Annotated in this window: 18 protein-coding genes; 14 read left to right on the top strand and 4 right to left on the bottom strand. The window is 39.7% G+C overall.

Annotated elements, in window-relative coordinates:
• On the bottom strand, positions 1-456 hold the full coding sequence (locus ADU37_RS00745; RefSeq protein WP_058945836.1) for a PadR family transcriptional regulator: 456 nt from the start codon (positions 454-456) through the stop codon (positions 1-3).
• 91 nt (positions 457-547) lie between these two features.
• On the opposite strand from ADU37_RS00745, the gene ADU37_RS00740 reads away from it, so the two are divergent.
• The 7 genes from ADU37_RS00740 (at position 548) to ADU37_RS00710 (ending at position 6,212) form a co-directional block, all read left to right on the top strand.
• Positions 548-979 (top strand): ATPase, encoded by a 432-nt coding sequence (locus ADU37_RS00740; RefSeq protein WP_058945835.1) that lies wholly within the window; start codon positions 548-550, stop codon positions 977-979.
• Positions 948-1,661 (top strand): endonuclease III, encoded by a 714-nt coding sequence (gene nth / locus ADU37_RS00735; RefSeq protein WP_058945834.1) that lies wholly within the window; start codon positions 948-950, stop codon positions 1,659-1,661. Before ADU37_RS00740 ends, nth begins: the two co-directional genes overlap by 32 nt.
• 45 nt (positions 1,662-1,706) lie before the next feature.
• Positions 1,707-2,375 (top strand): TIGR00266 family protein, encoded by a 669-nt coding sequence (locus ADU37_RS00730; RefSeq protein ID WP_058945833.1) that lies wholly within the window; start codon positions 1,707-1,709, stop codon positions 2,373-2,375.
• A gap of 32 nt (positions 2,376-2,407) precedes the next feature.
• On the top strand, positions 2,408-3,184 hold the full coding sequence (locus tag ADU37_RS00725; RefSeq protein ID WP_238981979.1) for a sugar phosphate isomerase/epimerase: 777 nt from the start codon (positions 2,408-2,410) through the stop codon (positions 3,182-3,184).
• Between the two features lie 133 nt (positions 3,185-3,317).
• Positions 3,318-4,739, top strand: coding sequence for an acetate--CoA ligase family protein (locus tag ADU37_RS00720; RefSeq protein WP_058945831.1), 1,422 nt, complete (start codon positions 3,318-3,320; stop codon positions 4,737-4,739).
• Between the two features lie 35 nt (positions 4,740-4,774).
• Positions 4,775-5,482, top strand: coding sequence for an acetate--CoA ligase family protein (locus ADU37_RS00715; protein ID WP_058945830.1), 708 nt, complete (start codon positions 4,775-4,777; stop codon positions 5,480-5,482).
• A 310-nt stretch (positions 5,483-5,792) separates the two neighbouring features.
• A complete protein-coding gene (locus ADU37_RS00710) occupies positions 5,793-6,212 on the top strand; it encodes an ester cyclase (RefSeq protein ID WP_004069767.1) in 420 nt (139 codons plus the stop codon).
• On the opposite strand, the gene ADU37_RS00705 is transcribed toward ADU37_RS00710, so the two are convergent.
• Together ADU37_RS00705 and ADU37_RS10875 are read right to left on the bottom strand one after the other, a co-directional pair.
• On the bottom strand, positions 6,177-6,932 hold the full coding sequence (locus ADU37_RS00705) for a hypothetical protein (protein WP_020953640.1): 756 nt from the start codon (positions 6,930-6,932) through the stop codon (positions 6,177-6,179). The two genes, ADU37_RS00710 and ADU37_RS00705, sit on opposite strands and share 36 nt — an antisense overlap.
• 92 nt (positions 6,933-7,024) lie before the next feature.
• Positions 7,025-7,306 carry an MBL fold metallo-hydrolase gene (locus tag ADU37_RS10875; RefSeq protein WP_082662999.1) on the bottom strand — a complete coding sequence of 94 codons (282 nt, stop codon included), beginning with the start codon at positions 7,304-7,306 and terminating at the stop codon, positions 7,025-7,027.
• A 235-nt stretch (positions 7,307-7,541) separates the two neighbouring features.
• Between ADU37_RS10875 and ADU37_RS11190 the strand changes: the two genes are divergently transcribed.
• The 7 genes from ADU37_RS11190 to ADU37_RS00675 are packed head-to-tail and all read left to right on the top strand — an operon-like array spanning position 7,542 to position 11,768.
• A complete protein-coding gene (locus tag ADU37_RS11190; RefSeq protein WP_144433159.1) occupies positions 7,542-7,742 on the top strand; it encodes a hypothetical protein in 201 nt (66 codons plus the stop codon).
• The gene (locus tag ADU37_RS00700; RefSeq protein WP_004069765.1) at positions 7,739-7,999 is read left to right on the top strand and encodes a hypothetical protein; all 261 of its coding nucleotides are present in this window, start codon (positions 7,739-7,741) and stop codon (positions 7,997-7,999) included. Before ADU37_RS11190 ends, ADU37_RS00700 begins: the two co-directional genes overlap by 4 nt.
• Before the next feature lie 12 nt (positions 8,000-8,011).
• Positions 8,012-9,196, top strand: coding sequence for a radical SAM protein (locus ADU37_RS00695; RefSeq protein ID WP_004069763.1), 1,185 nt, complete (start codon positions 8,012-8,014; stop codon positions 9,194-9,196).
• Entirely contained in the window at positions 9,193-9,624 is a 432-nt protein-coding gene (locus ADU37_RS00690) for a hypothetical protein (RefSeq protein WP_004069760.1), read from the top strand. Before ADU37_RS00695 ends, ADU37_RS00690 begins: the two co-directional genes overlap by 4 nt.
• Positions 9,605-10,051, top strand: a complete 447-nt coding sequence (locus tag ADU37_RS00685) for a hypothetical protein (protein ID WP_143592314.1) — start codon at positions 9,605-9,607, stop codon at positions 10,049-10,051. Before ADU37_RS00690 ends, ADU37_RS00685 begins: the two co-directional genes overlap by 20 nt.
• Positions 10,051-10,854 carry an ABC transporter permease gene (locus ADU37_RS00680; protein ID WP_004069756.1) on the top strand — a complete coding sequence of 268 codons (804 nt, stop codon included), beginning with the start codon at positions 10,051-10,053 and terminating at the stop codon, positions 10,852-10,854. Before ADU37_RS00685 ends, ADU37_RS00680 begins: the two co-directional genes overlap by 1 nt.
• Before the next feature lie 11 nt (positions 10,855-10,865).
• A complete protein-coding gene (locus ADU37_RS00675; protein WP_004069754.1) occupies positions 10,866-11,768 on the top strand; it encodes an ABC transporter ATP-binding protein in 903 nt (300 codons plus the stop codon).
• 39 nt (positions 11,769-11,807) lie between these two features.
• On the opposite strand, the gene ADU37_RS00670 is transcribed toward ADU37_RS00675, so the two are convergent.
• Positions 11,808-12,491 carry an MFS transporter gene (locus ADU37_RS00670; protein ID WP_004069752.1) on the bottom strand — a complete coding sequence of 228 codons (684 nt, stop codon included), beginning with the start codon at positions 12,489-12,491 and terminating at the stop codon, positions 11,808-11,810.
• Positions 12,492-12,522: the final 31 nt, after the last annotated feature.

Below are 12,522 nucleotides of genomic sequence, written 5' to 3'. Positions count from 1 at the left end.
CTACTCACCTCCGAGAAGTATCAGCTTTATTCTCTTCGTAAAATTCTCAATTTCTTCCGAGATTTCAACCTTTTGAGAGTCAGAAAGTGAGGGTAAAGCTTCCATGACCTCTTTTATCGTTTTAAACAATTCCCTGCCCCCAAGTCTGGAAAATTCTCTAAAACGCTCAACCTTCTCAAGAGCCTCCTTCAGCTCATTTTGATGCTCCTGAAGATATGCCCTTCCCTTTTCTGTGATTTTATAGAGTTTTTTCTCTCTTTTTTCTGTCTCAACAACCTCAATAAGATTGTTCCTCTTTAAATTAGCCAGCAAAGGGTATATCGCTCCAGCACTTGGGCCCGGTATTTCGTACCTTTTCTCAAGCTCCGCCATTATACCATAGCCGTGCAAAGGCTTCTCTTCAAGCAAATTAAGGATTAGAAGTTTCAGATATCCTCGGTACTTCGGTCTTTCCATTAATATCACCAAATATATCAAAAGATATATCTTTATAAACTTATCCCAAAACCCTTAATTGGTTCGGGAGTACATTTTCTAAGGTGGGGCTATGAGGGTTATGCTAAAACCCCTATTTGAAGCGTCCTTGACTCCCGATTTTATTGAGGTTATAAGGGCAAAACTCAAGGGAAAAGAAGTCAGAGAAGGTGATGTTCTGGAAATAGATCTGCTGGGAAAACCCCTTAAATTTAAAGTGGTGTATGCAGAGCCGGAAGTTGTCAAGATCACCGATTCAACGGCAATAGAGCTAAGCAGAGAAGAGATATTTTTCACAACACTTAAATTTGAAAAGGAAATTGAAGATTTACTTCTCGGAGAAAGCATTATTGCAGTTGTCTTTGACGATGAGGTTTTAATTTTGAACCAAAGAGGGCACAAGATTTTTAACCGGAAATTCGAGAAACTTAAAGAAGTTAGGGTTACAAAAAATACCGTATTGGTGGTTCATGATGAAAACAAACTTACAATTATCCAACTCTGATGGGTTTACATTTAACGAGAGCTGGGAAGAAAAGAAAAAGCGTGCCCAAGAGATCATCAAAAAACTCATGGAGAGCTATCCCAGGGAAAAAATCCTCATTGGGGACCCATACAAAACGTTGGTTCACTGTATAATATCTCAGAGGATGAGGGATGAAGTGACCTACAAAGTGTGGAGGGAGCTGTTTAAAAAATACAAGAACATCGAGACGATAGCGAACACACCCATTGAAGAGATGCGGGAATTTTTGAGAAAGAATGGTGTCGGTCTCTGGAAAACTAAGGGAGAGTGGATAGTGAGAGCTTCTCAGATAATTCTCAAGAAATATGGCGGTAAAGTGCCCGACGACATCAACGAGCTCATGAAGCTCCCAGGCATAGGAAGAAAGTGTGCAAATATCGTTTTGGCTTACGGCTTTGGAAAACAAACAATCCCCGTGGATACCCATGTAAACAGAATCAGCAAAAGGCTCGGCTTAGCTCCTCCGAAGGTTTCACCGGAGAAAGTCGAGGAATACCTCAAACAATTAATACCCAAGGATTTATGGATATATGTGAATCATGCAATGGTTGACCACGGAAAACGAATATGCAAGCCTATAAACCCCAAATGCAACGAGTGTCCCCTGCAGGATCTCTGCCCCTACGCAAAAGGTCAAATAGACAAGAGAGAAATAAGATAAAAGGGCTTATATACCTAAATCACCAAATTTCTTTTGGTGTTATAAATGAGATACGAAATTATTCAAAGACCAAGTTTTAGCTTGGTTGAGATAGAATTGGAGGATGGGGAAGCCATTAAGGCAGAACCCGGAGCAATGGTTCATATGAGCCCAAACGTGGAAATAGAAACAAAGACAGGCGGAGTTTTTAAAGCCCTAAAAAGGTCAATGCTTGGAGGAGAAAGCATATTCATAAACACCTTTAGAGCCAGAGGGGGTAAAGGAAATATTGGCCTAGCCCCGCCGTATATGGGTGACATAGAGGCGTTAGAACTGAGAGGAACCCTATATGCCCAGAGCGGGGCATTTTTAGCTAGTTCTGAGAATATAGAGATAGACACTAAATTCGGCGGTGCAAAGACCTTTTTCTCAAGAGAAGGGCTTTTTCTGCTTAAACTAACCGGGGAAGGAACGGTATTCCTTTCAAGCTTTGGAGCAATATATAAAAAGGAGCTTAGAGATGAGCGCTTCATAATAGACACCGGCCATTTAGTGGCCTTTACAGAGGGTCTCGATTTTAAGGTAAAAAGGGTCGGGGGAATAAAAAGCACTATCTTTGGTGGCGAAGGACTTGTAGCGGAGTTCTATGGTACTGGGACATTATACATACAAACAAGAAGCATAGATAGCTTTTTAAGCTGGCTCATTCCCTTCCTGCCAAAGTCTCAAGGATGATGTTTTTATACCCTCTTCTTTATACCTCTCCGGTGAGAAGAGTGATTGGGATTTCGAGCCAGTGCCTATTTGACAAAAGCTTAAGCCTCGCCCTCCATAAAATTAAGAATCTCAACGTTGATTTCGTTGAAATTGTTAACGAAGGTTATCATGAGCTTAACAAGTACAACTACAAGGTGCATATGGAGTTTTTAGAGAACAACGGATTGAAAAGCACTATTCACGCTCCATTCAGCGATATAAACATAGGGTCACTAAACGAAAAAATAAGAAGGGCTTCTCTCAACATTATCTTTGAGACTCTGGAGGTAGCACATAGAATGGAATCCTTGCTTGTGGTAATTCATCCAGCACACAAGTCCCCACTAAGCGGAAAGTTTCCCAAAGCCTACGAAAAAGTCCAAAAACGCTCCCTAGAAGAAATAGACAGAGTGGGAGAAAAGATAGGCGTGAAGGTTGCTTTGGAGAATATGCCCTCCTTCTGGATTCTCGATGCTCAAACTCCCGAGAGGATAGCGGAACTCGTTGACGGAACCAATATAGGCGTGACATTTGATGTGGGGCACTTAAACACAACAACTGGAAACTTTGATGAGTTTATTGAGCTCTTAAGAGACAGAATAGTGTACATACACTTAAGCGACAATGACGGCACAAAAGACTCTCATTTGGCTCTGGGAGAGGGTATAATCCCTTGGAGGGAGGTAATGAAAAAACTACCCAAAGTTCCCATGTCTTTAGAGGTAAAAACTCTCGATGATGCTGTTAAAAGTCTCAAATTTTTGAGTGAACTTCAGGGCAATATTTGATATTCTTCCAATTTTTGGGCAATAATGCCTTTATTGATTCATCAGGGAGCTTATTTTACCTACATAAAACTTTTATACACAAGAAGATAAAGTTCAAGTGGAACTTTATTCATAAAATTTTAGAGGTGATACCATGAAAAGCCCAAAAATTGTCGAAGAACTCAAGCCCTTCTTCGAACCCAAGGCTGTCGCAATCATAGGAGCCACAAACAAAAAAGGAAAAGTTGGAAACGTTATTTTTGAGAACTTTAAAAGGAACAAAGAGCAGGGTATTTTCAAGGGCAACATTTACCCCGTAAACCCCAAGCTTGATGAAATCGAGGGGTATAAAGTATACAAGAGCGTCAAAGAACTCCCAGATGACACTGATTTAGCGGTAATATCAATTCCAGCTCCCTTTGTGCCAAACACAATGAGAGAAATCGCAGAAAAGGGGATAAAGGCAGTAGTAATTATTACTGGAGGTTTTGGAGAGCTCGGCGAAGAAGGAAAGAAAATGGAAGAGGAGATCCTTCAAATAGCAAGGGAAAACGGGATAAGGGTCATAGGGCCTAACTGCGTTGGAGTTTACGTGCCCGACACCGGTGTCGACACGGTTTTCCTGCCTGAGGAAAAAATGGACAGACCTAAGAGCGGCCCAATAGCTTTCGTTTCTCAAAGCGGGGCTTTTGCTGCGGCAATGCTCGATTGGGCAGCCTTAGCTGGAATAGGAATCGGAAAGATGGTAAGCTACGGTAACAAAATAGACGTAGACGATGCTGATCTGATGGATTATTTCATTTACGATGACTCCATAAGGGTTGTCACCTTCTATATAGAGGGAGTGAAAGAGGGCAGAAAATTCATCGAAGCTGCAAAGAGGATAACAAAGGTAAAGCCCGTTATAGCCCTTAAGAGCGGAAGGACGGAATACGGTGCAAAGGCCGCTTCATCCCACACCGGAAGCTTAGCTGGGGCCGATGTGATTTATGATGCAGTTTTCAAGCAGACTGGGATTCTAAGGGCAGAGGACTTTGAGCACATGTTTGATGTAGCAAAGGCATTTGCAAAGTGCAAGCTTCCAAAGGGAGACAGGGTTGGAATAATTACAGACGGTGGTGGAGCGGGAGTTATGGCAAGTGATGCCGTTGCCAAATTTGGTCTAAAAATGGCCGAACTTAGCGAAGATACCATCGAATACCTAAAGGAGCACTTCCCACCACACGCGGTTGCAGGAAATCCGACTGATGTCGTTGGAGATACCGATGCCCAGAGGTACAAGTATGCAATTGAAGCTTTTGTAAACGATCCAAACGTTGATGCAATAGTGGTAATCGTTCTCTTCCAGGTGCCGCTCTTGGATGAGGAGGAAATAATAGAAATCTTAGCGGACTACGCAAAGAAGAGCGAAAAACCAATAGTTGCGGTTGCCATGGGCGGTAAAAAGACGGAGTATTATGCAAAGATACTTGAAGAGAGGGGAGTTCCAGTGTATCCAACACCGGAGAGAGGGGTTAGAGCTTTAGCAGGCTTAGTTCAATACGCTAAATATCTTGAAAAGTTAAAGGAGGAGTGATTCACTCCTTATTTCCTTATTATGGGGGGTTAATTATGAAAGACGAAGCTTTAAAAGTGATTGAAGGAGTTTTGGCTCAAGGTAGGAAGGCTTTGGTTGAATATGAAGCAAAGCAGGTTTTAAAAGCCTATGGCTTGCCACTTCCAGAGGAAAAGCTTGCGAAAACCCTCGATGAGGCCATAAAATACGCAAACGAAATAGGGTATCCAGTCGTTATGAAACTCATGTCTCCACAGATTCTCCACAAAAGCGATGCAAAAGTCGTTATGCTCAACATAAAAAACGATGAAGAGCTCAAGCAGAAGTGGGAAGAAATTCACGAAAATGCAAGGAAATACCGGCCAGATGCTGAAATCTTGGGTGTATTGATAGCCCCAATGCTCAAGCCTGGAAGAGAGATCATTATCGGTGTAACTGAGGATCCACAGTTTGGCCACGCAATAATGTTCGGTCTCGGTGGAATCTTCGTGGAGATCCTTAAAGACGTAACCTTCAGGATAATCCCAATTGAGGAAAAAGATGCTTGGGCGATGATAAGGAGCATCAAGGGATACCCGATCCTCGCTGGGGCAAGGGGAGAACCACCGGCAGACATGAAAGCAATTGTGGACATGATGCTAAAAGTTTCACAGCTCGTTGATGACCTCAAGGATTACATCAAAGAGATGGACTTGAACCCGGTCTTCGTTTATCCCGAGGGAGAAGGGGCAGTTATAGTGGACGCAAGGATAATTTTGAAGTAGTCTCTGCAGAAAAATAATCCACCCTCATTTTATTTTTCTTCCATAATTCGATATTTGAAGTTCTGTTTTTGTAAGGCGCGAGTTTACATGAAACTTTGTTTAAAGTTTTGTTTGAATTTGTCAAAATGCTCTAATTCTTTGTAAACGTCATAATTACTACATTCCCACATAATACAAAAGTATATATTACCTAAGTCCTATTCATAGTAATAAGTTGAGTTTTTTGAGTGCCTGGTACCTTACCAAAAGGCTATCAAAAGGCTGGTTCTCAAATAACTCAGATACACAGCGTAAGAGGGGGTGAAAATAAATGAGCACAGAAAGAAAAAGAATCCTCCAAACGATAATCGACGAAATCTGGAACAGGGGAAATGTGGAAGTAATAGACAAGTTTTACACACCAAATTTCAAAAATCACCATCCTAATATTCCTGAGGTTTCAGACTTTGCCTCATTTAAAAAATGGGTAGTTGAAGTTCACAAGACGCTTCCAGATTTTCACGCAACTATCGAAGACATGATAGCTGAGGAAGATAAAATTGCGGTACGGTGGACAGTAACTGGAACCCAAAAGGGCGAGTTTATGGGAATTCCACCTACTGGAAAAAAGGTCCGCTTTGAAGGTATGACTGTATACCGCTTCGAAGGAGATAAAGTTGCAGAAATGTGGTGGGTAAGCAACGAGATTGCTATTTTACGACAGCTTGGTGTTTTTCCACCAAAAAGATGACATCATTTGCATTCTCTGAACTGATCTCCTTTTTTTATTTTTAAGAGTGACTTCCAGAACTTTTGGCTTCTTTCCCAAGAACTCGGCGGCCGTTAAAACACTTTTGTTGAGCTTTTCTCCAACTTCCCACACCTCTCTCGTATGCTCCCTAAAATGACGCTCTCGCGGGAGGTGGTGATCGTAGATAATAGTCTCTGCATCTGTCTCTTTCACAATTCTAACCGCATTTTCAATTGCTCTTCTTAAATTGATTTTATTGAGGAGGTAACCAAGCATATATGTCATAGGGCCGTCTAAGACTAAGATATCTGGATTTTCTCTAATTATCCACTCCGCATAGTCTTCTATTATAGGGCCATTTAAATCACTTGAATGGATTAACTTTTCTTCTTCATGTTCAATAACAGTTGAAATCACCCAACCCACTCTTGAAAACTCTATTCCATGAAAGAGAGGTTTCGTAAATTTGACTTTTGTGTCTCCAAACTGAAATTCTCTCCCATCAGCAAACACAACTCGAAGATTCTTGAAACTCATCTCAGGAATTTTTGGGTTTCGATTCCATTTATTGACCCTATTTCTGAACCACTTAAGGCCTTTTTCAAGGAGTTGTTTCCTTCGCTTGTTGTAATCTCCGAAATCCTTGGAGAATGCTATTGGTAGCTCTTCCATTGGATTTGGATATTCTCGCGATTCTGGTTCTTTCCAGATATCCTCCAACTTTAATTCTCCATAATACCTGTAGAAATTGGAATAAAAATACTCGGCTCGTTCTCTCTGGGAATCGTTTATATACTCATTTGGGTTCTTAACTAAGAGTGTTTTTCCCCATACATATCTAAATCGCTTGGAAAGTAGTGATCGTAGTGATAGTGAGAAATTACAATAATATCGGCCTTTTCACTGGCCTTTTTTATTGCCTTCTCCCCCTCAATAAGCCATTCGATTTTCTCTTCTTCAGTGGCTGGAAAACTTGGATGCATAATAGCGACACCCGGATCTATTAAGATCGAGATGTCAGGTGTTTTAACGAAGACACATGAACTCTTGGATCCCAAGGAATCAAACCACACAGGCTTAAAGGAGAGTACCATGTTATGAAGTTAATCCTCCAAGATTTAAATCTTAGCTTCCATCACTATCTTTGGATGAGATGCTTATAAAGAATTAAATTTTTATTTACTATTCAAAGTTTTATATAGTTACTCATTTGTAATCTAGAAGAAGGAGCTTTTTAAGGACTTACTTTTTTTTAAGAAATTTAGAAACTTGAAGTTGGTAACTTAGAGTTTACGAAAAGAATAAATATTTATAGCAACATATCAAATTATGCATAATGTTAAACTGGAGGGAGTATTAATGGGAGAGTATATCCCTCCCATCGGAGAGGATCTTGGACACGGGCTTGGAAGTGTTGTAGTTGAAGTCGGTGGCCCAGGACCAATATTCACTCAGATTATGCCAGTCCTTTTCGTAGTTATTTGGTCCTTACCGTTAAAAGACAAAACCTCAGGAGGTGAAAGTGCATGAGCTATTTGCCTCCTGTTGGGGGTGATGTTGGTATTACTTCAGGAATTACCAAAGAAATAGCAATAAGCCATGCGTATGTATTAAATGTTGGCGGTACGGTTATGGCGGCTGCGGCAGTATGGGTTATTGCTGCAATGTATGTCGCAGTTGTTTGGGGAGTAGCAGCATGGATAGCAAAGTGGCTTTTACATGGCAATGCTTCCCTAATTAGAGATCCAAAGATACAGCATAGCACCTTGAGTAAAAACTTGACATAAAAGGTGAAGATAATGAGACTGGGTGTTGGCAGTCTATCAAATGAACTTCAAACGTTTTATTATTCTTTTTCGAATATTCTCAGCAGATTTATTCAAATGTCAACTGGTACAAATGTACCTTACAGGGCTGGGGAATTAAAAGAGATCCCAGAGATATTTAGCGAGCTTAGAAGTCTTTATCGTAAGTATCGCATCTGGCCGGAAAATCTAAAGGGCCCTGTTTCTGCAGCAATCGATGTTACATATCGATGTAACTACAATTGTCCCTATTGTTACATTGGTTGTTCTCCAGATGTAATTCGCAGAGAACTCAGCAGAGAGGAGATATTTAATGTCATAGACGAACTGGCGAAATTAAATGTTCTGGTCTTATGTTTATGTGGAGGTGAGCCAACACTTCGTAGGGATTTGTTTGATATTATACAATATGCTAACGAAAGGGGGATCGATGTTAACATGGTAACTAATGGCTCATTAATATCCGACAACTTTGCTTCAAAACTTGCTGAAAGTGGTATTGCCGCTGTCCAAGTATCTTTAGATGGCTCCAGACCTGAGATTATGGAAAAACTAAGACCTAAAGGTTCATACAACAGAGCTATCAACGCAATAAAGAATCTGATCGAATACAATATTCCAACAATTGTAAGTTTCTGTTCAACAAAACTAAATATAGATAACTTTCCAGAAACTGTTGAGTTATGTGACAAACTTGAGGTTTTATCTGTTCGCACAATGTATTTTGTTCCTGAAACCTTCGAACATGTGAAACTAATGCCGACTGATGATCAATACAGGAAATTAATAACGTGGATATTCGAACATAGTTTTGAGTATTCCACTAGAATTGAATTTGGCGATCCAACAGAGCATATCATAATAGGTCCATATGTCTCACTGATTTCCCTTTCAATAAGTGCAGAAGGTTATATTCTTCCCACTCCATATTTGAGTTTGGCTTACGGTCATGTTTCAGATGGAATAGAAAAACTATGGAAAGAAGGTTTGGAATATGCATGGAGAGATAACCCTGTGCTTTTATCAATATCCTCCTATCTAAAAACTGAGAGAGATATCCTCAAGTTGAAATCTCTCTTTATGACAAGGATAGGTTCAGATTACTTGGATATATTACAATTAAATGAAGAAGATTTGTCCATTCTAGCAAGAAATATTAGGGAGGTGTTATCAACATGATAACTAATAGCTTGATAACCAATATTGATAAGCATATTAACGGTTTGCTAACTGAAGTAAGCTCTGATAAATATATGATCAGCTTACTCAAAAATTTAAAATTTAGATTCGAGAGAGATGGGAGAGTTGTGGGATTTAATCCAATTACATGGAAAATCACCGTGATGAATCCAACCATGGGGGAGATCATAAAAATACTCCAGAAAAAAGGGAGTGTAAAATTTTCAGACCTTGTCACGCATCTGTGTCTTATCTATCCAGAAACCCCAAGGAGGATAATAAAAAATGACTTAAAAAACGCCATATTATGGTTATTTACCAACGAATTTATATATCTCCAGAAGCAGAATACCGATATCCACTTCGTAGATATACTGAGGGACATCATGCAAAACAACAACAAAGAGCGTGAGAATAATGGTGGATAATTCTATTTTGTTGTCCTTATTTATTACATTAGGAATAGTTGGGCTAGTCCTTGCACTCATAAAATATGGCTTTTTTGATGCATATGTGCCCCATGCAGTTATTATTCGACATGAGAACAACCAAGTAATTCTTGTAATAAAAACAAAAAGGAGAACAGTTCCAATTAGAGTTAGAGATTTCCAAGTTAAAGATTACCGAGATGTGCTTGTCTGGAGACTTGGGGGGCTAGAATTTGGCCGGTATAGAATTGGCAAATACAAAGGTAAATATGGAGAGGTAGTTTCCTATGCCAGTTCAGATTCTGGCTTGCTCATAGAGGCCACAGACGGGAAAAGATACTACCTAGCTTTTGATAATATTCATGAGGTTATAGATGCTATACTGGACGAAAGCATAAAAGAAAAAGTCATAGAGGTGAGAAAATAATGGGAATTAAGCCAGTACTCATGAAAGAGGTCTGGCAGTACTTTGCAAACAAACAGTTGGCTGGACTATTAGCAAATGCTGTAATTATACTTGTTATTGGAATGTTGTTGATTGTGAGTGGACCAAGGTACTTAACATCCTATTCAAAACAGCTTGCCATGGAGCAAATATCTGAGAGCCCTTTAGTGTTTGGACTTTCTGAAAATGAAGTAGCAAAAATGGGCGAAGATGCAATAACATTTGCCGCCCTGATATCCCAATTATCGGTAGTTGTAATATTAGTATCTGCCTTGAGTTCTTATGCTTCAATTGTCTCCTCTTTTTTCAATGAGAAATTAAATAAAACTATGGAAATCCTTTTTTCATCTCCTCTTTCAGAATCCGAGATACTCCTGGGGAAATTGTTATCGACAGTGTTCTTCAGTTTGCTCTCATGGGGCTTTGCTTTTGCATCTCTTTTCTTCCTCATCCAGTATCTACATCTAAAAGCACTAGGAAGTATATGGCATCCCACACTATACTTCATTATCATCACAGTGTTCGTTCCTTTTTCAATGATGATGTTCTCTATTAGCACAGGACTAGTAGTGAGTGTAAAAATAAAGAGCTCAGAGCTTATAAACCTAATGAGCTTGCCTTTAGTTTTGACGCCAATTATAATATCCTTTGCATCGGCAAAATTAGGGTTAAACAGAACATTCCAGATATATCTGCTCCTGGGGATTTGTTCTTTGGTAGCTTCACTAATAATAGCAATGTTGGGCAAGCGTGTCATCAATCGCTTGGCATTCATTACAAATTAAGGGGTGATTTCATGCTTGAGGTCGAAAATATCAGTGCAGGTTATGGTAACGGCGATGTTATAGAAAATCTAAGCTTTATCGCAATAAAAAAGGAAATTTATGTATTATTGGGAGCCAATGGTGCAGGTAAAACCACAACATTTAGAGCAATCACCGGTATTTTGCCGCTTTCCAGTGGTAGGGTCGTAGTTGATGGAATTGATCTTTGGGTGGAACCCGAAAACGCTAAAAGAAAGATGGGGTATCTGCCGGAGGGAGAGAGAGTTTATCCAGATCTAACGGTCTACAAGAATCTGCGATTTTTCGCCAAGATCTATGATGTTGAAGAAGAACGGATTAATGAACTTCTAAAAGAATTTAGACTTGAAAAATACAAAAATACAAAAGCCGGATATCTAAGTAGAGGCTTTAGAAAGAGGCTCGCTTTAGCGAGAGCATTGCTTCACAATCCAGACATTCTAGTTTTGGATGAACCGTTTAGCAATTTGGACATTCCAACAGCTTTAAGCTTAAGAGACAAAATTTTTGAGATGCTGAAAGAAGGCAAAATCATTCTGTTTTCGACCCACATTCTAAGCGAGCTCCAGAATTTTGAGGGGGTAAAATGCAGGGTTGCAATAATGAAGGAGGGAAAGCTCGTTTTGGAGGAAAGATTGGAGAATTTACTAAGTAAAGTTAGTAGCATTGAAGTGGTGTTTAAAGTTGATAAAAAAATAAGGGCAAAAGAACTCTTAGAGAAGTTTGGGTATAACGTTAACGTGGAAAACACGGGAATTTCTGTGATGGTTTCAAGGTATAATGATGAAGTTCCAGCGATCATGAAGATATTGCTCACCCAAGGGATTAATGTATATGAAGTGAAACCAAAAGAGACTCCTATAGAGAAAATATTCACCGGAATCCTAGAAAAATAGCAGGATTGGAATAGCTAGCAAACAGCCACTTAATAAACCCTAACAAGCTTTGTCTTCAAGAAAGTAGAAAAGAGGTAAAAATGTTTCAATACTTTGATAAGCCATATAAACAGCTGCATCCAACAGACCAAGAAGAAAGAGGGTGGAACTAAATGAAAACTCAAACTTCTCTAATTCTCCTTCTGCTTCAGGTAACGTAAAAGTTATTGCAAAGGTAATAAATCCAAAGAAAGAACACAAAATAAAAACAATCCAAAATCCTGCGAAATATATTAAGCTCCCTGCCAATAACGGAGCAATGGCTCTCCCCACGAGAGTTGCAGAACTTAAAATCCCCATAAAAGTACCTTTCTTTTCAGAATATAAGTCACTGATTAAAGCAAGGGAAACAGGAACAAATATAGCAGTTGCTATCCCATAGTAGGCCCTTACCAAAGCTAACGCTATAGCATTGTTAGCAAAGAAGTAAAGAAGGGGCGCAGAGAAGAATACAAAGCCGCTTATTTTAAGAAGCTTTTTTCGCCCATAGATATCGCTCAAAAGCCCTGAGACAAAGTTCATAAAAATACCCGTTATAGTTGATGCCGCCGCAACAATTCCAATCTCTCCCCTGCTTAACCCCAAACTTTGAGCATAGAGTGGCAAGGTTGGAGATTTACTCATGGTAGAGCCGAGTATTGCAAAAAATCCTGCTATTAGGATTGCGTAAAGTATCTTCTTCATGTTTACCCCACAGAAGTTTGACTCCAAGATA

This window comes from Thermococcus sp. 2319x1 (assembly GCF_001484685.1).
GTDB lineage: Archaea > Methanobacteriota_B > Thermococci > Thermococcales > Thermococcaceae > Thermococcus_A.
This window is presented reverse-complemented; position numbering and strand designations above follow the sequence as displayed.